Source organism: Variovorax sp. PAMC26660 (assembly GCF_014302995.1).
Taxonomy (GTDB): domain Bacteria; phylum Pseudomonadota; class Gammaproteobacteria; order Burkholderiales; family Burkholderiaceae_C; genus Variovorax.
The window spans coordinates 2,995,783-3,013,533 of sequence record NZ_CP060295.1 but is presented as its reverse complement, the minus strand read 5'-3'; the positions used below and the strand labels follow the sequence as shown (position 1 = coordinate 3,013,533).

The 17,751-nt window shown below is 68.6% G+C and carries 20 protein-coding genes and 1 pseudogene; 8 read left to right on the top strand and 13 right to left on the bottom strand.

The features are described from left to right. Positions 1–79: 79 nt before the first annotated feature. Complete coding sequence (locus tag H7F35_RS14500) at positions 80–772, top strand: hypothetical protein (protein ID WP_187113524.1); 693 nt, start codon at positions 80–82, stop codon at positions 770–772. 1 nt (position 773) lies between these two features. Here the strand turns inward: H7F35_RS14500 and H7F35_RS14495 are convergent, their stop codons facing one another. Both H7F35_RS14495 and H7F35_RS14490 read right to left on the bottom strand, forming a co-directional pair. Continuing rightward, positions 774–1,355 carry an isochorismatase family protein gene (locus H7F35_RS14495; RefSeq protein ID WP_187113523.1) on the bottom strand — a complete coding sequence of 194 codons (582 nt, stop codon included), beginning with the start codon at positions 1,353–1,355 and terminating at the stop codon, positions 774–776. Between the two features lie 133 nt (positions 1,356–1,488). Beyond that, positions 1,489–1,869 (bottom strand): helicase SNF2, encoded by a 381-nt coding sequence (locus tag H7F35_RS14490; RefSeq protein ID WP_187113522.1) that lies wholly within the window; start codon positions 1,867–1,869, stop codon positions 1,489–1,491. 258 nt (positions 1,870–2,127) lie between these two features. Between H7F35_RS14490 and H7F35_RS14485 the strand changes: the two genes are divergently transcribed. Next, on the top strand, positions 2,128–2,604 hold the full coding sequence (locus H7F35_RS14485; RefSeq protein WP_187113521.1) for a DUF6314 family protein: 477 nt from the start codon (positions 2,128–2,130) through the stop codon (positions 2,602–2,604). A gap of 12 nt (positions 2,605–2,616) precedes the next feature. On the opposite strand, the gene H7F35_RS14480 is transcribed toward H7F35_RS14485, so the two are convergent. The 7 genes from H7F35_RS14480 to H7F35_RS14450 all read right to left on the bottom strand — a co-directional run bounded on the left by H7F35_RS14480 (position 2,617) and on the right by H7F35_RS14450 (position 10,630). Further along, on the bottom strand, positions 2,617–3,195 hold the full coding sequence (locus H7F35_RS14480) for a biotin transporter BioY (protein WP_187113520.1): 579 nt from the start codon (positions 3,193–3,195) through the stop codon (positions 2,617–2,619). Positions 3,196–3,242: 47 nt separating this feature from the next. Next, positions 3,243–3,836: an energy-coupling factor transporter transmembrane component T family protein gene (locus tag H7F35_RS14475; RefSeq protein WP_187113519.1), complete on the bottom strand. Its 594-nt coding sequence runs from the start codon at positions 3,834–3,836 to the stop codon at positions 3,243–3,245. Beyond that, positions 3,829–4,575 carry an energy-coupling factor ABC transporter ATP-binding protein gene (locus H7F35_RS14470; RefSeq protein ID WP_187113518.1) on the bottom strand — a complete coding sequence of 249 codons (747 nt, stop codon included), beginning with the start codon at positions 4,573–4,575 and terminating at the stop codon, positions 3,829–3,831. Before H7F35_RS14470 ends, H7F35_RS14475 begins: the two co-directional genes overlap by 8 nt. Positions 4,576–4,632: 57 nt before the next feature. Continuing rightward, entirely contained in the window at positions 4,633–5,484 is an 852-nt protein-coding gene (locus H7F35_RS14465) for an isocitrate lyase/phosphoenolpyruvate mutase family protein (protein ID WP_187113517.1), read from the bottom strand. A 99-nt stretch (positions 5,485–5,583) separates the two neighbouring features. Continuing rightward, a complete protein-coding gene (locus tag H7F35_RS14460) occupies positions 5,584–6,873 on the bottom strand; it encodes an MFS transporter (protein WP_187113516.1) in 1,290 nt (429 codons plus the stop codon). Then, entirely contained in the window at positions 6,870–9,218 is a 2,349-nt protein-coding gene (locus H7F35_RS14455; protein WP_261803627.1) for a LamG domain-containing protein, read from the bottom strand. Before H7F35_RS14455 ends, H7F35_RS14460 begins: the two co-directional genes overlap by 4 nt. Beyond that, positions 9,215–10,630, bottom strand: coding sequence for an aspartate aminotransferase family protein (locus H7F35_RS14450; protein ID WP_187113515.1), 1,416 nt, complete (start codon positions 10,628–10,630; stop codon positions 9,215–9,217). The genes H7F35_RS14455 and H7F35_RS14450 overlap by 4 nt, the downstream gene beginning before the upstream one ends. 100 nt (positions 10,631–10,730) lie before the next feature. On the opposite strand from H7F35_RS14450, the gene H7F35_RS14445 reads away from it, so the two are divergent. The 3 genes and pseudogenes from H7F35_RS14445 to H7F35_RS14435 form a co-directional block, all read left to right on the top strand. Continuing rightward, positions 10,731–11,648 (top strand): LysR family transcriptional regulator, encoded by a 918-nt coding sequence (locus H7F35_RS14445; RefSeq protein WP_187113514.1) that lies wholly within the window; start codon positions 10,731–10,733, stop codon positions 11,646–11,648. A gap of 17 nt (positions 11,649–11,665) precedes the next feature. Further along, positions 11,666–12,013 carry a hypothetical protein gene (locus tag H7F35_RS14440; protein WP_187113513.1) on the top strand — a complete coding sequence of 116 codons (348 nt, stop codon included), beginning with the start codon at positions 11,666–11,668 and terminating at the stop codon, positions 12,011–12,013. 39 nt (positions 12,014–12,052) lie between these two features. Further along, positions 12,053–12,196: pseudogene (locus tag H7F35_RS14435) on the top strand (glutathione S-transferase N-terminal domain-containing protein); the annotation flags it as partial. A gap of 35 nt (positions 12,197–12,231) precedes the next feature. Here H7F35_RS14435 and H7F35_RS14430 read toward each other — a convergent pair. Further along, on the bottom strand, positions 12,232–12,858 hold the full coding sequence (locus H7F35_RS14430) for an FMN-binding negative transcriptional regulator (RefSeq protein WP_187113512.1): 627 nt from the start codon (positions 12,856–12,858) through the stop codon (positions 12,232–12,234). Positions 12,859–12,960: 102 nt separating this feature from the next. Between H7F35_RS14430 and H7F35_RS14425 the strand changes: the two genes are divergently transcribed. The 3 genes from H7F35_RS14425 (at position 12,961) to H7F35_RS14415 (ending at position 14,507) form a co-directional block, all read left to right on the top strand. Further along, entirely contained in the window at positions 12,961–13,359 is a 399-nt protein-coding gene (locus tag H7F35_RS14425; protein WP_187113511.1) for a DUF6896 domain-containing protein, read from the top strand. A gap of 119 nt (positions 13,360–13,478) precedes the next feature. Continuing rightward, positions 13,479–14,192: a YebC/PmpR family DNA-binding transcriptional regulator gene (locus H7F35_RS14420; RefSeq protein ID WP_187113510.1), complete on the top strand. Its 714-nt coding sequence runs from the start codon at positions 13,479–13,481 to the stop codon at positions 14,190–14,192. A 9-nt stretch (positions 14,193–14,201) separates the two neighbouring features. Next, a complete protein-coding gene (locus H7F35_RS14415; protein ID WP_187113509.1) occupies positions 14,202–14,507 on the top strand; it encodes a hypothetical protein in 306 nt (101 codons plus the stop codon). A 4-nt stretch (positions 14,508–14,511) separates the two neighbouring features. Here the strand turns inward: H7F35_RS14415 and H7F35_RS14410 are convergent, their stop codons facing one another. The 3 genes from H7F35_RS14410 to H7F35_RS34775 all read right to left on the bottom strand — a co-directional run bounded on the left by H7F35_RS14410 (position 14,512) and on the right by H7F35_RS34775 (position 17,701). Beyond that, positions 14,512–15,303 (bottom strand): ABC transporter permease, encoded by a 792-nt coding sequence (locus H7F35_RS14410; protein WP_187113508.1) that lies wholly within the window; start codon positions 15,301–15,303, stop codon positions 14,512–14,514. Further along, entirely contained in the window at positions 15,300–15,917 is a 618-nt protein-coding gene (locus tag H7F35_RS14405) for an ATP-binding cassette domain-containing protein (protein WP_187113507.1), read from the bottom strand. Before H7F35_RS14405 ends, H7F35_RS14410 begins: the two co-directional genes overlap by 4 nt. Positions 15,918–16,054: 137 nt before the next feature. Continuing rightward, positions 16,055–17,701 carry a flavodoxin domain-containing protein gene (locus H7F35_RS34775; protein ID WP_410010779.1) on the bottom strand — a complete coding sequence of 549 codons (1,647 nt, stop codon included), beginning with the start codon at positions 17,699–17,701 and terminating at the stop codon, positions 16,055–16,057. Positions 17,702–17,751 lie beyond the last annotated feature (50 nt).

The window sequence follows — 17,751 nt, the reverse complement described above, 5'->3', positions numbered from 1 at the left end:
GGCCGGTTGGCGCGGGTTTGGGCCGACAAGCTGCACCGGCATGGTGCCGCTTCGCGAATGGCTATGCTCGGCGCCTTCCATGCCTTCCCGCCATTCATCCTTCGACCTGATCGCGCCTGCAAGCGGGGAGCCCACCGAGTGGACTTCCAATGCGCCGCAGGCCACCGAACGCACGCCGCAGTCGGCCTCCGACTGGGTGGCGTGGCTGATCGCGCTCGCGGTGCTGACGTTCTTCGCGGTGTTCGGCTTCCAGGCGATGACCTGGGCGCTGGCCGGCGGCTGGCAATGGCTCTGGATGGTGATCGGACTGCCGGTGTTCGCCACCTTCTCGGTGTTGACGGTGATGTTCGTCGTGAAGCGTCTGCGCGAGGGGCGCCGCGTGCGCGTGGCGCTGGAGAACATGTCGCTGGAGCGGGGCGAAGGCTTTCGCATCGGCGAGCCGCTCGAGCTGCGCCTGCGCGCGACGGTGCCGCTGGCGCGGGCCGGCGAACGCACGGTGGCGCCCGAGCGCATCGTCATGCGGCTGATACGGCGCGCTGCTGCCAGCGGCGGGCCGGGTGGCGAAGGGGTGCGGTCGGACGAGTGCTGCGACGAGGCTGTTGCCCATCGCGACGACGCGCGGGCCGACCGGCTGGTCTATGCCTGCGAGCTTTGCGCGAGCCCCGCGCACAGCGGTGGCGCAGCACAATGGTCCGTCGAGCTGCACGACCCGGCCGCCGACGACGACTTGCCCTTTTTCGTTGCCGGCCTGCGGCTGCTGCCTGCCCGCTGAATCAGCGAGAGCCGATGGCCGCCACGAGCGCGTCCGTCGAACGCACGCGGCCCATGCGCGGGAACAGCTCCTTGTTCGCGAAGTGGTGCAGCTCGGCCGCCAGCGAGCTCATCGCGTCTTCCACGAACACCAGTTCGTAGCCCCGGTCGAAGGCAGCGCGCGCCGTCGAGTCGACGCCGAAGTTGGTTGCGATGCCGCTCATCACCAGCGTCTTGATGCCGCGACGGCGCAGTTGCTGGTCGAGGTCCGTGCCGTAGAACGCGCCCCACTGGCGCTTGGTGATCAGCACATCGCCGTCCTGCACCTGCAGCTCGGGCACCAGTTGCGAGAACTCGGGCGGCGGCACGGGCGATCCCGGTGGCCGGCTGATGGATGCATCCGCCGGCAGGCTCAGCAGCGCCGTGACATCGACGCGCACCCAGACGACGGTGCCACCCGCCGCGCGCAGTGCATCCGCGATGCGCTTGCTCCGTTGCACCACGTCGGCGGCGGCATGCGGCGCAAGCTGGCGACCCACATTGCTGTGTTGCAGGTCGATAGAAATAAGGGCGGTCTGGCGGGGATTGAGGGCTAGAGGTTCCATGCCGAACCATGATACGGAGGCAATGTGAGCCCGTCATGAGCGGGACGGCGCACGAAAAAAAACCGGGCCATGCGTTGGCATGGCCCGGCTTTTCAGAGCGGCGCTCGCCGAAGCGAGGCGTTGCTTGCGAGGATTACAGCGGCAGTGCGTCGCCGCGAGCAGCAGCGCGGGCTGCGGCACGCACCGTGGCACGGTCCACCGTGCTGGCAACGACCGGGGCCACGCCCGACGATGCGCCTTCGGCGTACGGATCGGCGCTGTGTGCGGCGGCAACGGCTTCAGAGCGGACAGCCGCACGGCTGGTCGACGACACGAACACTTGGGCCGGGCCGGAATTGGCACCGGTGGCGTAGGGGTTGGCGCTGTGCGCTGCAACCACGGCCTGGCTGGAGACATCGGCGCGGCTGGCGGCCGAGGTCAGTTGATGCACGCCGTCATAGGTTTCGGCGTGGGCAGAACCAGCAACAGCCAGCAGGGCAACGGCAACAGCGGAGAGGAGCTTCGAGGCGGTCATTTGGATTTCCTTCAGTTCAGTTCAATTGTTTTTGCACTTGGATGATTTCGAACCGGTCTTGGGTGGGTTGCCGTCCCTCGGGGGGCGGCCACCGCGCTCGGGGCCCTGTTCATCCAGATCGGCTTGGGGGCCGGTCTGTGGATGAATTGTGCGCCTCCATCTAAGTAAAAACCCTTAGCAAACAGAACCGCGGTGTTCACGCCTTGGAAACAATCATGTGTCAAAGAGGGAGATGAGGGCTTGTCGTAGAGTGCCGGCATGAACGCGCCAGCCCCTTCATTCGCCCCCTTTGCGCCCTGGGGCACCCCGGACACCGTCTTCGACGGCCTGGAAGGCGCCTGGGACCTGGACCGGACCATCGAAGGCCAGGCCGCCATGACCGGCACCGCCACGTTCACGCGGCTCGAAACAGGCGCGTTGAAGTACCGCGAGGAAGGCCGGATCCGTCTGGCCGACGGCAAGGAGTTCGACGGCCACCGCGAATACCTCTTCGAGCGCGCCCCGGGCGGTTTCGCCGTCTCCTTCGCCGAGCAGCCACCGCGTCTCTTTCACGGCATCGTGATCGTGCGCGACGGCGACGCGCTCGCCGGATCGGCCACGCACCTGTGCACGCCCGACACCTACGACAGCAGCTATCGCTTTCTGGGCGACGGCTCCTTCGTGATCCGGCACACGGTGCACGGCCCACGCAAAGACTATCTGTCGGCCACCACCTTCAAGCGGCGCAACGCGTAGCCCAAGGGCGAGTCAATCGCGGTCGAGCCGCCAGCCGGGCATGCCGCGCATCACCGTCTGCACGAGCATCGCGCAGATGCCGCACTTGATCAGGTCGCCGGGAATGAAGACCAGCATGGCCAGCGCCGCCTGCGACAGCGACATGTGGGCGATCCACGAGAGCCCGACGATGCCGAAGGCATAGACCACCACGATCCCGCCGACCAGCGACGCGACGAAGGCCGCCGCCAGCAGCCCGGTGCCCGTCGCGCCGGCCATGCGGCGCATCAGCAGGCCGCAGGTGAAGGCGCCGAACATCCAGCCGAACAGGAAGCCCGAAGCCGGCGCCACGAACACGCTCAGCCCGCCGCGCCCACCCGGCAGCAGGGGCAGGCCCAACGCCACCGCAAGCAGGAACAGCGCGATGGCCAGGAACCCGCGTCGCGGCCCCAGCAGGCAGCCGGCGAGCATCACGCCCAGCGACTGCAGCGTGATCGGCACGCCGAACGGCAGGTCGATCTTGGGGATCAGTCCGAACACCGCCATCAGCGCCGCGAACAGCGCGATGTACGACAGGGAACGGGACGAAGTGAGAGAGCCGGTGGTGGTCATGGGAGTCTCGTTCCAGGAAGGAAAGAAGAAAGAAAGAGGGTTCGGAATCAGCGGCCCAGCCGCGCGGCCAGCGCATCGGCCACGCGCTCCGCAGTCTGCAGCGTGCGGATGGTCAACGGCGCCAACAGCCGCAGGCCACCGCCATGCCCCGCACGGGCGCGGTAGGCATCGTCCAGGCGCTGCCACTGCACATAGAAATTTTCGGCGAAACGCAGCATCAGGCCAAGGCCGAGCGCGATCCGCTCGGTCGGCACGCCGAAGCGCTGCAGTGGATGCATCAGGGTTTCGAGCACCGCCAGCAGGTCTTCGAAGCGCGTGGTCAGCGTCAGCATCAGCGCGAGCGTGGCCGCGCTGGCAAGGCGCAAGGCACTGGCCACGCCCAGCGGCGTCGTGCCCAGCGCCCAGTGAAAGCCGACGATCAACCCGCCTGCAATGGCCACGCCGACCAGCATGCGCACGCGGCGCCATGCGGGACGCCCGAGCGACGCGAAGATCAGCAGCACCACCGCGCAGGCAATGGCCAGGTGAACGGGCCTCTCGACCAGTACCAGCAGCGTGCCGCACACCGACAGGACTGCGAGCTTGATCCACGCCGCGATCGCGTGCATCCAGGTTTGCTGTTCCGAATAGAGGCTACGCATGCGCGCCCCGCTGCGCACTGGCGCGCTCGCGCACGTTCGCGGCATAGGCCTCGCAGACCTCGCGACCGGGCCCGTCGGCGCGCACCTTGCCCTGCTCCAGCCACAGCACGCGCTCGAAGTCGTGCACATGGTCGAGCAGGTGCGTCGACAAGACGATCTGCTGGTCGGTGGCGTCGAGTTGCGCCGCCAATCGCGCCTGGCTCAGCAGGTCGAGGCTGGCAAAGGGCTCGTCCAGCAGCAGCGTGGCCGGCTGGCTGATCTGCAGCGCGAGAAGGCACACCTGCTGGCGCTGCCCCTGGCTCAGCTCGCCGATGGCGCGCCCGGCCCACGCGTCGAGCCCGCGCTCCGCGAGGAACTCGCGCGCCCGCTGCCGCGCCGCCTGCCGCGTTTCACCGCGCGCCGTGAGACTGAAAGCCAGCTCTTCGGCCACGGTCGGAAAAATGATCTGGTCGTCGGGGTTCTGGAACATCAGCCCCACGTGCTGCGACAACTGCCGCCGGTCGGTCTGCGTGTCGCAGCCATGCACCACGACGCGCCCCTGCTGCGGCTGGTCGAGCCCGCTGATGAGGCGGAACAGGCTGCTCTTGCCCGCCCCGTTGTCGCCGACCAGCCCAATGCGCGCCTCCTGCAGATGGAGCGTCAGCCCCTCGAAGACGTGCTGGTTGCCGCGCACCAGCGTGACCGCCTCGAGGCGAATGCTGTGCGGGGAAAGGGGGGCGGTGGATGTCGGCTGCGGCAAGGGGCCGCCACTGTACCCGAACCCACCGCGGCGGCTTGCGCCCTCCCGACAGAGAGATCAGGCGGTGGCGGGAAAGAGTGCGTTGATTTCGCCAGCCGGAAGCATCTCGCCGCTCATCGTGCGAAAGCCGGCGTTGTGCGTCTTGTCGTCGAGTGCTTCCGTGGCGATGCGTCCAAGCACGCCGAGCACCGCCTGCAAAGGACCGCAACCGAGGCTGATGCGCCGTGCACCCGCATTGGCGAGCACATCGACCGCCGGCGCCTTGGTATGGCCCGCATAAACGTTCACAGGCAGCGCCACCGCGTCCGCAAGGCCCGCGATTTCTTCGAGGCTGGTCATGCCCGGCACGAAGATGCCGTCGGCGCCCGCCGATGCATAGAGCCGTGCGCGGCGCAGCGTGTCCTGGTAGCGCGCGGCGGGGTCGTCGTTGGCGACGAAGTGGGTGTCGGTGCGCGCGTTGATGAAAAAGCGCGCGTCCAGTTGGCGCAGCGCGCCGATGCGCTCGCACAGGATCTCCGGCGGCGCCAGTTGGCGCGTGCCCGGCAGCACACCGTCTTCGATGTTGATGCCGGCCGCGCCCATGTCGATCAGCGCGCACACAAGGTCGCACACCGCCTGCGTGCTGTCGCCGAAGCCGCGTTCGATGTCGACCGTCACCGGCACGCTCGCCACGCGGCAGATGCGCGCGCAGGCCGCGAGCAGTTCGCCGACCGGCATGCGCTCACCGTCCGCGTAGCCCAGCGACCACGCCATGCCCGCGCTGGTCGTGCCGATGGCCCGTGCGCCGGCACGCTCGACGATGCGCGCGCTGGCCGCGTCCCACGCATTCACCAGCACCAGCGGCTCAGGGCCGCTGTGCAAGCGATGGAAGATGTCTGTCTGCTGCTGCCGTGCGTCATGGGTCTGCATGGTGGTCATTCGATTCCGGGGGGTGGGGGAATGACCGGAGCATAGGCGGGCCGTGCTCACAGGACTTGGAAAAAACTGCGGTCTGTTGGCGCCGCGCCATCACTTGACGCCGTAGCGTCGCGCCGCGCGCAACGCCACCAGGCTCACCACCACGCCGAAGGCCACGTAGAACGCCGGCGCGATCTTGCTGCCCGTGGCCGTGATCAGCCATGCGCTGATGAAGGGCGCGAAGCCGCCGAAGATCGCCACGCCGAAGCTGTAGCTCACCGACAGCCCGGTGCCGCGCGTGGCGGCCGGAAACAGCTCGGACATCGCGGCCGAGATCGGCCCCCAGTAAGCGGAAGCCACCGCCCCCATGGCCGTGAGCGCCAGCATCAGCGCAGGCACCGACGGGTGGTTCACCAGCAGGTAGAACAGCGGCACGATCATCACCAGCATCACGAGTGCCGCACTGCGCATGATGACGATGCGCCCCACCCTGTCCGACAGGCTTCCGAAGACCGGCACCAGCAGGAACTGCAGCACCCCGAACCAGAAGGTGCCCGCAAAGGCCATCGACGCCGGCAACCCCAGTTGCCGCACCGCGAAGGTGGGCATGAACAAGCCCGTGTACGCCACGATGGTCGCCAGGATGATGAGCCCCATGGCTGCGAGCGTGCGGCCGCGCTGGTCGACCAGCGTGGTGCGCACCGGCGTGGCCTCTTGCGCCGCGCGCTTGAACTCCAGCCCTTCGTCGAGATGGCGCCGGATGTACAGCCCGGCCGGGCCGATCAGCAGGCCGAAGAAGAACGGAATGCGCCAGCCCCACGACAGCAGCTGCTCGGGCGTGAGCAGCGCGTTCAGCCCCATGCCGAAGCCCGCCGCCAGGAAGGTGGTGATGCCCTGGCTGGCGAACTGCCAGCTGGAAAAGAAACCGCGCCGCTGCGGGTCCTGTTCGGCCAACAGTGCGGTGGCGCTGCCGAACTCGCCGCCGGCCGCAAAGCCCTGCAGCAGGCGCGCGGCAATGATGAGCGCCGGCGCCCAGAGCCCGACCTGCGCGAAGGTCGGCGACACCGCGATCAGCAGCGTGCCGCACAGCATGATCGCCATCGACAGCGTCAGCGCTTTCTTGCGCCCCGCCGCGTCGGCATACGCGCCGAGCACCAGCGAGCCGACCGGCCGCATCACGAAGGTCACGCCGAAGGTGCCCAGCGTGATGAGCAGCGACACCGAGTCGTTCTCCGCGGGGAAGAACAGCTTGGAGATCGTCACGGCAAGAAAGCCGTAGATCACGATCTCGAACCACTCCAGCGCATTGCCGATGGAGATGGCCGTGATCACCCGCACCGTGCTTTGCCGGGCAACGGGGTCGGGAACGGCGGAAGCGGTGTGGGGTGCCAGGGTGCTCATGGTGCTGCGTGCTCCAGGGGTGGATGAACCGGTTGGCCCGCGACGGGCGAGACACCGAAGTGATGCAGCACATTGCGCAGCACCCCTTCGAAACAGGGATCGACGCCGAGCACCCAGCTCGCGCCGACGGCGCCGGCGTTGAACACGCGACCGCCCTGCGGGCGCTCCCAATAGATCATCTCGGCCGACAGGCCGTCGAGCGATTCGGTCACGTTCGAGAAGTAGTCGAGGTAGGCATCAAGGCGGCCCGGCTTCGGCCGGCGCCCCTGCGCGATCACCTCGATGCCGCGCTGCGCTTCGGGCAGGCACTGGCCGGACGGCAGCGCGTGCGTCATGCGGCGCAGCGTCGCCACGCTCAGGTCCCATTCGTGGCCGATGGCACGCGGCAGGCCGCCGCCCGGCGCATGGCCGAAGGTCGAGCCTTCGCGCAGGTTCAGCGCATGCGGCTGCGAGAACAGGAAGTGCCGCGGCAGCGTGGCGTGATACACGCCGAAGTCGTCCCCGTCGGCAAAAGCCCAGCCCGCGGACTCCAGCCCGATGAGTTCGGCGCACGAGCGGCCGGCCTGCCTGAACTGCCCGCCGCGCGCCCAGTCCTGGCTGTGGTACTGCTCGCCGAACGGGCCGGCGGGCGGGCGGACCTTGGCGGCCTCCTCGCTGTCCTTGTCGTTCGGGCCGAGCACCTTGCGCTGCTCCATCACGGTGCCGTCTTCGTTGTAGCTCACGCGCAGGTACATGGTGTTGCCCGAGAGCACGATGGCCGTGCCGCCGCCCGACAGGTAGTGGTCGAGCCCGTCGCAGGCCGGCAGCGACCAGTACTCGCTGTGGCCGTTGATGACGACGGTCTTGTAGGCCTTCAGCAGCCCCGGATCGCGGTGCAGGTCGAGGTCGCTCACCACGTCGAAGGCGTAGCCGGCCTGGTCGAGCCACACGTGCAGGCGGCGCTCCAGCCGCGTCCACTGGCAAAAGCCCGCATCGGCCGGGTCGTACAGCGCATTGGGGCTGGCGTTGGGCCAGGGCATGCGCAGGCCGACCTGGTAGGTGGGCTGGCCGCCGCGGTGGTAGGTGTAGCTGCTGTAGGCCGGCGCGTCGGGGTGGCTGTTCTCCAGGCCGGCCGAGCGGCGCGGCCACACCGGATCGGCCACCCCGTTCCGGGCGAAGGGCGTGCTCGCATAGGCCAGCCAGCTGTTGGTGGCGCACAGCACCAGCACCGGCGCGGGGGCCTGATGCGCGGCGCGGCGCACGATGAAGCTGATGTCGTAGTCGGCCGCCTGCCCGTCCAGCATGAAGCGCACGCGGCCCACGTAGACACCGGACTTCGCGCTGGCGGGAATACGGAAGGCATGGCTCTCCGGCCAGCGGCAGTCATACAGATCGTCGCTGGCCAGGCGCAGCCCATGGCCGCGCGTGGGGTCGGCCAGCGGGTCGTAGCCGTTGTCGGAAAACTCGTCCACCCGATGCGGCTCGAAGGCCGGGCCGACGATCATCCAGGTGCCGTGGTTGACGATGCGGCCGGTGCGCTGGTGGCCGCTGGCGTCGGCCACCACGTCGCCGCGCTCCTCGCGCAGGGGCCAGCAGGCGAGCACGCCACGGCCGCGGGCGGTGTGCAGGCCACGGTCGGCAAAGCGCTCGCGCACCTCGCCGGCCTGCAGCGCATGCGCGTAGATCGCGGGCATGACGAGATCGCCTTCGAGGAATGCATCCGCAAGGCCGTCGACACCGCTGCTGCCCAGGCGCAGCGGTGCGCAGCCCGGTTGCAGCGGACCGGTCCACGTGCCACGCGCCACCACCACGCCATCGAGCCACAGCACCGTGGCACGCCCATCCCAGGTGGCAACGATGTGGTGCCAGCGCCGGGGCACGAGCGCGCCACCGGCAAGCTCGCCGTCGGCACGGAAGGCGCCGCCGTCGCCGAGATAGAAGACCGCGCGCCCGGCCTCGTCGATGAAGAGGCCGTAGCCGCAGGCCCCGGGCAAGTCGTACTGACCCATCACGCTCTGGCGCGTTCCCACGCTCCACGGCTGGACCCAGCACTCCAGCGTGACCGACCGCAGCGGCTGGTCGAGCCCGCGCTCCACGCGCACATAGGAGCCGGGGTGGATCGGCTGCACGCGCGGCGCCGAGGGCGCGAAGGCATGCAGCACGGTGTCGGCCGAACGCTCCTCGACATCGGGGCCGAGCTGGCACACAGAGAGTGTGTACGGCACGTCGCTGCTGACGTGAAAACGCACCACCTCGCCGGCGGCCACGCTCTTGCGGTCGGTGTAGCCGTGCACGCCCGGCACGTGCAGGCTGCGGTGAGGCGGGAGCGGTTGTTGTTGCTGCTGCATCGACACGGCTTTCGTCACGCGGCCGAAGCCACTGCCAGCCCCTTGGCCGCAACTTCGTCGGCCAGGTCGCGCAGCGAGCGTTCCAGCAGGTCGACGAGTTCGTCGATCTCCTGCGCGGTGATGGTCAGCGGCGGCGTGATCATCTGGAAATCGCCGAAGGCGCCCAGGTTGGCGCGCCGGTTGTAGAGCGCGATGCCGTGCTTCAGGCCGTGCTCGGTCAGCCGCGCCGGCGCATTGAAGCTCGCCGGCAACTGGCGCCGCGTCGCCTTGTCGGCCACCAGCTCGATGGCGGTGAAAAAGCCCTTGCCGCGCACGTCGCCGACGATGGGCGAGCGTTCGGCCACCTCGCGCAGGCGGGCCATCAGCAGCTCGCCCATGTCGTGCGCACGGGCCACGAGCTTGTGTTCGATCACCTCGCCGACGACCGCATTCGCCACCGCGCACGACAGCGGGTTGGTGAAGTAGGTGTGGCCGTGCACGAAGCCGCCGCTGTTGGCGATCGCATCGACGATGCGGTTGGGCGCAAGCAACGCGCCCAGCGGCGTGTAGCCCGCCGCCAGGCCCTTGGCCAGCGTCACGAGGTCGGGGCGCGCACCGGCCCAGTGATGCGCCGCGAGAAAGGCGCCGGTTCGGCCCGCGCCGCTCATGATCTCGTCGTAGATCAGCAGCACGCCGTGCCGGTCGCAGATCTGGCGGATGCGCTCGAAGTAGGCGGCGGACGAGACCACCGCGCCGGTGGACAAACCACCGATCGGTTCGAGGATGAAGGCCAGCACGGTGTCCGGCCCTTCGCGCAGGATGGTGGCCTCCAGCGCATCGGCGCAGGCCATCGCGTGCGACTCGACGGTGTGCCCCGTGGGCACGCGGTAGGACAGCGGCGCCGGCACCTTCGGCATCTCGCGCACCATCGCGCCATAGAGCGATTGCGTGTGGGCGTCGCCGGTCACGGCCAGCGCGCCGAGCGTCGAGCCGTGATAGCTGGGGTCGCGCGAAATGACCTTGGCGCGGCGCGGCTGGCCGGTCACCACCGCGTACTGGCGCGCCAGCTTGATCGCCGACTCGTTGGCCTCCGAGCCGCCCGACACGAAAAAGGCGCGGTCGAAACCCTCGCCCGCCAACGCGCACACGCGGTCCGCCAGCTCGATGCTGTGCTCGCTCTCGAAAAAGCGTGGATAGGCGAAGGTCACCTTCGCGGCCTGTGCCTGCATCGCGGCCAGCACCCGTGGATTGCCGTGCCCGATGTTGGCGACCACCGCGCCGGCCGTGGCGTCGAGATAGCGCCGGCCGTTGGCGTCCCACAGGTAGATGCCCTCGCCGCGCGCGATGCGCGGCGGCCGGGGCGTGCCCTTCGTGGCATAGAAGCCGAGCACGGTGCCGCCCTTGGGCGTGTCGCCAACGGTGCGGGCGGTGTCTGTGGTGGTGGCGCTCATCGGGGGATTTCCATTCACGTGTCTTGAACGGCCCGACGATAGGCAGACCTCGCCATGATGGGTAGACGTATGAGACGATGAAGTGCTATACGTATCACGCATGAAGAACACCCACGACCGGCTCGACCTGCTCGACACCTTCATCAGGATCGGCGAGAGCGGATCGCTCAGCAAGGCGGCGCGCCTGCTCGGCACCACCCAGCCCACGGTGAGCCGGCGCCTGCTGGAGCTGGAGCGCCTGCTGGGCTGCAAGCTGGCGATCCGCACCACCGCCAACTTCTCGCTCACCGACGAAGGCCGCTCGCTGCTGGCCGAGGCCCACGACCTGACCGACCGCTGGTCGGGCCTGTCGCAACGGCTCTCGGGCGGCCAGAGCCGGCCCGAAGGCACGCTGCGCGTGATCGGCCCGTCGGGCTACGGCACCGGCTTTCTCACCGATGCGGTGACCGACCTGCGCGCCGCCCATCCGCAATTGCGCGTGGAACTCACGCTGACCGATCGCGTGGTCGACCTTGCCGCGTCCGGCGCGGAATGCTGGGTGTGCGTGGGCGAAGTGCGCGACCCCGGCCTGGTCTGCCGCCCGCTGGGCCGCATGGAGCGCGTGCTGATCGCCACGCCCGCCCTGCTCAAGCGCCTCGGACCGGTCACGCTGGCCCGGCTGCCGCAAATGCCCTGCGTGGGCCTCATGCCGTACGTGATGGGCAATGTGCGCCTCATCGACCGCGGCGGCCGTTCACGCATCGTGCCGCTGGACACGCCAATCCGCACCGACAGCCTGCTCGCGAGCTACCGCGCGATCCTCAACGGCGCGGGCATCGGCGCCGCCGCGCCGTGGATGTGCCATGAAGACATGCAGGCCGGCCGCCTGAAGCGCGTGCTGCCGAACTGGTGGCTGGAGCCCATCGGCGTGCACGTGGCGCTGGCGCCGGGGCTGTATCGTCCGGCTCGCGTCACGGCCTTCATCGAGGCGCTGCGGCAGCGCATGCATGCGCTGCCGGGATTCAGGCCCGCGTCATGACTGCAAGGAACATCCCCGTGGAAACTGCCATCCAGTCGACCTCTCCGGACGGCCGGTACATCGTTCGCATCGCGCCCTGGGAGGCGCGCAACACACACTGGGTCTGCCTGCCCGAGATCGTGGACACCCACACGGACCGCACCTTCTTCAAATTCGCGAGCGAGAGCTGGTCCGCCGAGCGCTCGGCATGGGAGAGCGATTCGCTGGTGCGGCTGGATCTGCGCAAGTACCCCGGCGATCAGCCGCGAAGCACCCTTGTCGTCAGGATCGATTGCATTCGCGGCATGGGCAACATCGAGGGCGGCGCGCGCGTGGCCCTGGAAGCGCTGGAAGCGGCGTTGGAGAAGGCCCTGTACGCCGCCTGACACCCACTCACCGTCTAGGGACGCCCCAGTACGTTCAACGTGCGGAAGGTCTTGTGGCTGCTCGACACGCCGGAGTTTCTGGCGATAAACCCGCACGGCCACGCCCCGGTCATCCCCGATGCGGACGGCACCGTCGTGTGGGAGTCGCACAGCATCCTGCGCTACCTTGCCGCGCGGCATGGCGGCGCAACGCGCAAGCCGATGCGCGCGAACAACGTTCAGGGCACGATCAACGCCGCCAGTGCATGCGCCGCAGGCGACGTTTCGCGTTCGAGTTGCGCGATCACGCTGCGCCGGTCGGCTTCGGTGCGCTGCTGCGACAAGAAGCGCTTGCCGGTCAGCGACTGGAGTTCGATCTCGAAACCCACCAGCCGCTGCGACGCGCTCTCGGCGAACTCCGGTGACGCGTCACTCAGGGACCAGGGTTCGGCACGCCCCGCCTCTTGCGATGCGGTCAGCGAAGCCAGATGCGACAGCACCCAGGCCGGGTCGTCGATGAAGCGCAACGGCCCCTGGGCCTGCACCGCGACATAGTTCCAGCTTGGCGCCAGCCGGCCGCTGCGTTGCCCGTTGACGTACCAGCGCGGCGAAATGTAGGCGTTCGGCCCCTGGAAAACGACGGTCACGCTGCTGCCGTCCACGACGCTTTGCCACAGCGAATGGCTTCTGGCGACATGCCCCCGGAGCGTTCCGTGCGGGCCGAGGTCGCACACCTCCAGCGGCAACAGGTTCGCGTCCATCACACCGCCGTCCGCGACGGTGAACAGTGTGGCCAGAGGATAGGCACACATCAGCTGCAGAAGCTCATGGCGCGGCTCGACCGAGAACAGGGGCTGTGTGTGCATGTGCCAAGTATCGACAGCCATCTGGCCGATCACTGTCGCGCGGGGGTCGCGCGGGGTCACGGCAGAATCCGCCTACCGCAGCCATCGCGACGGACCGCCTTCATGCCCGACGACACACCGCACCCCGCCCACGAAGTCCTCGCCGGCCACCTGCTGCCGCTCTGGTACGCCCATATCGCCTGGGCGAATCAGCTTCTGGTGCATGCGTTCAAGCTCGAACATGCGCAGGACATCCTTCGCCGCGAGAACCGGGGCACGCGCCAAGTGCCGGGCACCGCATGGTTCATCAAGACACACGGCGTGGGCGTGGACATCTTCAAGACGCCGGACGTCGGCGGCATCGATTTCGACTTCGACAAGCCCGATCCGGACCCGTGGCGCCTCCTCGCGTTCCTGCACAAACAGGTCAACGACGGCCAGCTTTCGTACGCGCTCTACCAGCCGCTGGTGGAAGACGAGGAACTGGCCATCGAGGCCATCAAGGCCGTGCTGGCGCGCTGAGCGCGCGCCCGGTTTCCCTCCGGGTCGCGCTCCAGCTACAGTAGTCGCCCCAAACCGGTCATCCAGCCCTTCTGCCGAGAGCCAGACAAGGCCGCAACACACACCTCAAGGAATCAGACATGGGCGCGCAATGGAAAGCAAAACACAAGGATCTGGCGGCCAATGCCAAGGGCCGGCTGTTCGGCAAACTCGCCAAGGAAATCATGATCGCCGCGCGCAACGGCGCCGACCCGGCCTCCAACTCGCGCCTGCGGCTGGTGGTGGAGCAGGCACGCAAGGTGTCGATGCCCAAGGAGACGCTGGACCGGGCCATCAAGAAGGGCGCGGGCCTCACGGGCGAAGCGGTGCATTTCGAGCACGTGATCTACGAAGGCTTCGCGCCGCACCGCGTGCCGGTGATGGTCGAGTGCCTGACCGACAACGTGAACCGCACCGCGCCTGAAATGCGCGTGCTGTTCCGCAAGGGCCAGTTGGGCACTTCGGGATCGGTGTCGTGGGACTTCGACCACGTCGGCATGATCGAAGCCGAGCCCACCGGCGCCGGTGCCGACCCCGAAGTGGCAGCCATCGAAGCGGGCGCGCAAGACTTCGAGCCGGCCGGCGAAGGCAACGCCACCGTCTTCCTGACCGACCCGACCGACCTGGACCTGGTGAGCCGCGCGTTGCCGACCCATGGTTTCACCGTGTTGGCGGCCAAGCTGGGCTACAAGCCCAAGAACCCGGTCGATCCGGCAAGCCTGAGCGCCGAAGACCTGGAAGAAGTCGAAGTGTTCCTGGCCGCCATCGATGCGAACGACGACGTGCAGAACGTGTTCGTGGGCCTGGCGGGCTGAGGTTGCTTCGTGCAGTGCCCCGTCTGCAACCATCTCAATTCGGCGACGGACGTGCGCTGCTTCCAATGCCGCACCACGCTGATCCAGGAAGCCGTGGGCCATTCGGACAGCTACCGGAAGACAACCGGCGCGCTGGACGCCCGCATGTACAGCGGTGTCGGCGCATTCTTCGGCTTCTTTCTCGTGGCCGCGCTCCTGAAGTTCATCCTGCCCGGTGTGAACCTTGGAGACGGAGAGATCTACACCATCTCGGCTGTGGGAGCGGGGATCGGCGGACTCATCGGCCGTGCGCTGCTGCGCGCGAGGATGAAATAGGCGCTCAGCTCAATCGGTCCGAGCGCAGCCGCTGGCGCTCGTCGGTCATCGACCGCGCGGCCATGTAGACCGCGCCGGCTGCCGCCAGGCCGCCCGCGCCGGTCAGCAAGAACAGCAGCAGGATCTGGTACTTCGCAGCCTCGATCGGGTCCATGCCCGCCAGCAACTGGCCGGTCATGATGCCCGGCAGCGTGATGACGCCGGCCGCCGACATCTGGTTGATGATCGGGATCATCCCCCGGCGAATCGACGAGCGGATCAGCTCCGCGAGCGACTGGTGGATGGTCGAGCCCAGCGCCAGCTGCGCCTCGATGCCGGCGCGGCCCTTGGTCACGCCCTCGAAGAAACTGTCGAGCCCGAGGCTGGCCGAATTGAGCACGCTGCCCAGCACGATGCCCATCAATGGAATGGCGTAGCGCGGGTCGTACCAGGGCTGCGGGCGGATCGCCGTCATCAGCGCCAGCACCACGGTCGCCACGCTCGACACGCCGACCGCCGCCGCGCCGATGCGGAAGTTGCCCCCGCCCTTCAGGCGCCACGCAGGCCGCACCGCCACCTCGCGCGCAGCGGCCAGGATCATCAGGATGACGATGGTGAGCGTCGCCACCGGCGATGCCGCGCTGAAGACGAAACGCAGCACCAGCCCCACCAGCAGAAGCTGCACCACCATGCGCGTTGCAGCCCACAGCACCTGGCGATGCAGTTGCAGGTGCAGCATGAGCGAAGCGCCGGCGTTCAGCAGCACCAACAGCGTGGCAAGCACGAGGTCGGTGGCGTCGAGGTGAATGGTGGTCATGCCGTGGGCCCCAACTGGCCTTGCGCCATCTCGAAGCGCCTGTGGCCCATGCGCACCGCCTGCTCCTGCGAGTGGGTCACCATCAGGATCGCAAGGCCCGCCGCGAGCTGGCGCGACAGCAGCGCCTCGACGGCGAGCGTGGTCGTGGCGTCGAGCGAGGCTGTCGGCTCGTCGAGCAGCAGCACGGCCGGTTGCCGCGCCAGCGAACGCAGGAGCGCCAGGCGCTGGCGCTCGCCCGTGGACAGGCGCGCGATGTCGGTGGCGAGCAGGTCGTGCGACAGGCCCAGGTCCGCCAGCCAGCCCGCCAACTGCTCATTGATGCCGTCAGGAAAGTGCCCGGCCGCCGTGGGCGCCCACCATGCGGGCTCCGCCGCCTGGTAGATCACGCGGCGCCGCCATTCGGGGCCCGAGCCGGCATTGCGGTCGATGCCATCGAGCGCGACGGCGCCCTCCCCCGGGTCCATGTCCGCGATCAATCGCAGGAAGACGCTCTTGCCCGAGCCGGACTTGCCGAGGATGCAGATGCATTCGCCCGCTGCCACGTCCAGGTCGATGAGCCCACCGCTTCGGGTACGCAGTTGCCTGATCCGCAGACGGGGGAGTGGATCGGTCATGCGGCGGAGCCTGCGAAGAACAAGACGGCGAAGGTGAGGGGCATGACCATCGCCGGATGCTAGGCGATGCAGCGCCCGCGCGGGAATTTCGCGCGGATGCCATACCGCGCCGCTGCGGATATCGGCCGATGCCCGATTCAGTACACGTCGCGGCGGTAACGGCCTTCGGCGATGAGATCGTCGAGCGCGGCACGCCCCAGCACCTCTTCGAGCACCGCATCGACACCCGCGGCCATGCCGGCCAGGCTGCCGCAGACATAGAGCACCGCGCCGTCGCCGATCCAGTGCCGCAGAACCTCGGCCGCCTCGCGCAGCCGGTCCTGCACATAGATGCGGGCGGGCTGGTCGCGCGAAAAGGCCAGGTCGATGCGTTCGATCAACCCTTGCGTGCGCCATTGCGCCACTTCGTCCATGAAGAAGGCATCGTGCGCCCGTTGCCGTTCACCGAACAGCAGCCAGTTGCGCCGATGCCCGCGCGCGATGCGCTCGCCCAGGTGCCCGCGCAAGCCGGCATAGCCCGAGCCATTGCCGATGAAGATGCAGGGCACGTCGCCTTCGACAAGCTCGAAACCCGGATTGCGCAGCAGGCGAAGCTCGATGTCCGCGCCCTGCAGCGCATGCGCGGTGAGCCAGCCGGAGGCGATGCCAAGCCCCGACGCATGGCGCGCCTGACGCACCAGCAGGCGCACGCGCCCTTCCCTGGGCATCGATGCAATGGAGTAACGGCGAGGCGCCAATGGCGCCGGCTTGTCGGCACGCGACTGGGCGTCGTGCAGGCGCGGCAGCAGTTCGACCAATGCACCCGGCTGCCATGAAGGCAGCTCGCCATGCGCCGGCGTGAGTTCGATGTCATACAGCGGTGTGCCGATGCTGTCCGGATTGAGCAGGCGGCGTGCCGACAGCGTCCAGTTGGCAAAGGGTGCCTCGTCGTCCTCTGGCACCGGCAGATCGGCGATACGGTCACCGCCTGCACCAGCCAGTACGCCGAGCTTGTGCCGCCACGCCGCGAGCGCGCCCGCATCGCCGTTGTCCACTTCGATCATCGGGAACATCGCCCGCGCACCGGCCGCGACCAACGACTGGTCGAGCGTGTGGCCGAAGCCGCAAAAGCACAGGTAGTGCCGGTCGCCCAGCGCCAGCAGGCCGTAGTGCAGATGCGAAAGCACCGCATCGCCAAGTTGCGAGAGCTGCTGCGCAAAGCGCCGCGCCATGTCGGGCGGGCCGCCTTCGCCGAAGCTGCTCGCGACGATCAGCACACGCTGGTGGTCGCGCAACTGCTGCGCATCGAGCCGCGCCAGCGATGCCAGCGTGACGGCAACGCCGGCGGCCTGCAGCGCGGCGGCACTGCGCAACGCGATGCCTTCGGCCGTGCCCGACTGGCTGGCGAAGGCCAGCAGCACGCGCTCGGGCGCTGCGCCGTCGTCGGACCGGAGCCCCGCGCCAAGCGCCGCACGCTCGGCGCGCACCACGCGCTTCTTGCGCCGCCGGTCGAGGTACAGCATCCAGCCCGTGACCGCGAACACCGGCAGCATCAGCGACGCCAACATCATCGCGATGCGTCCGGGCAGGCCGAAGTAGGTGCCCATGTGAAGCGGGTAGATCGTCGCCAGGAAGCGCCCGCCCTGCGATTGGACGCGTAGCGCTCGTCCTGTGTGACCTTGCCATCGGGCAACTGAACCGTCGTGCGGTTGCGCGCGCGGTCGTGCGGCGGATCGGCGTCGAGCCAGGTGAAGAGCACCGACGGCGTGGCGCCGGAAGGCACGCGCAGGATCGCCTGGCTCCATCCACCGCTCTCCTTGGCAAGTTGCTCGAAGGCGGTCCATGCCGGCGCGAT

Bases quoted from the DNA above. Each gene is read 5' to 3' on its own strand.
- H7F35_RS14410 (WP_187113508.1), bottom strand. From the start codon at position 15,303: ATGACCACCATTCACCTCGACGCCACCGACCTCGTGCTTGCCACGCTG.
- H7F35_RS34775 (WP_410010779.1), bottom strand. From the start codon at position 17,701: ATGGAGCCAGGCGATCCTGCGCGTGCCTTCCGGCGCCACGCCGTCGGT.
- H7F35_RS14500 (WP_187113524.1), top strand. From the start codon at position 80: ATGCCTTCCCGCCATTCATCCTTCGACCTGATCGCGCCTGCAAGCGGG.
- H7F35_RS14430 (WP_187113512.1), bottom strand. From the start codon at position 12,858: ATGCACACACAGCCCCTGTTCTCGGTCGAGCCGCGCCATGAGCTTCTG.
- H7F35_RS14460 (WP_187113516.1), bottom strand. From the start codon at position 6,873: ATGAGCACCCTGGCACCCCACACCGCTTCCGCCGTTCCCGACCCCGTT.
- H7F35_RS14485 (WP_187113521.1), top strand. From the start codon at position 2,128: ATGAACGCGCCAGCCCCTTCATTCGCCCCCTTTGCGCCCTGGGGCACC.
- H7F35_RS14475 (WP_187113519.1), bottom strand. From the start codon at position 3,836: ATGCGTAGCCTCTATTCGGAACAGCAAACCTGGATGCACGCGATCGCG.
- H7F35_RS14465 (WP_187113517.1), bottom strand. From the start codon at position 5,484: ATGCAGACCCATGACGCACGGCAGCAGCAGACAGACATCTTCCATCGC.
- H7F35_RS14445 (WP_187113514.1), top strand. From the start codon at position 10,731: ATGAAGAACACCCACGACCGGCTCGACCTGCTCGACACCTTCATCAGG.
- H7F35_RS14405 (WP_187113507.1), bottom strand. From the start codon at position 15,917: ATGACCGATCCACTCCCCCGTCTGCGGATCAGGCAACTGCGTACCCGA.
- H7F35_RS14495 (WP_187113523.1), bottom strand. From the start codon at position 1,355: ATGGAACCTCTAGCCCTCAATCCCCGCCAGACCGCCCTTATTTCTATC.
- H7F35_RS14480 (WP_187113520.1), bottom strand. From the start codon at position 3,195: ATGACCACCACCGGCTCTCTCACTTCGTCCCGTTCCCTGTCGTACATC.
- H7F35_RS14425 (WP_187113511.1), top strand. From the start codon at position 12,961: ATGCCCGACGACACACCGCACCCCGCCCACGAAGTCCTCGCCGGCCAC.
- H7F35_RS14420 (WP_187113510.1), top strand. From the start codon at position 13,479: ATGGGCGCGCAATGGAAAGCAAAACACAAGGATCTGGCGGCCAATGCC.
- H7F35_RS14490 (WP_187113522.1), bottom strand. From the start codon at position 1,869: ATGACCGCCTCGAAGCTCCTCTCCGCTGTTGCCGTTGCCCTGCTGGCT.
- H7F35_RS14450 (WP_187113515.1), bottom strand. From the start codon at position 10,630: ATGAGCGCCACCACCACAGACACCGCCCGCACCGTTGGCGACACGCCC.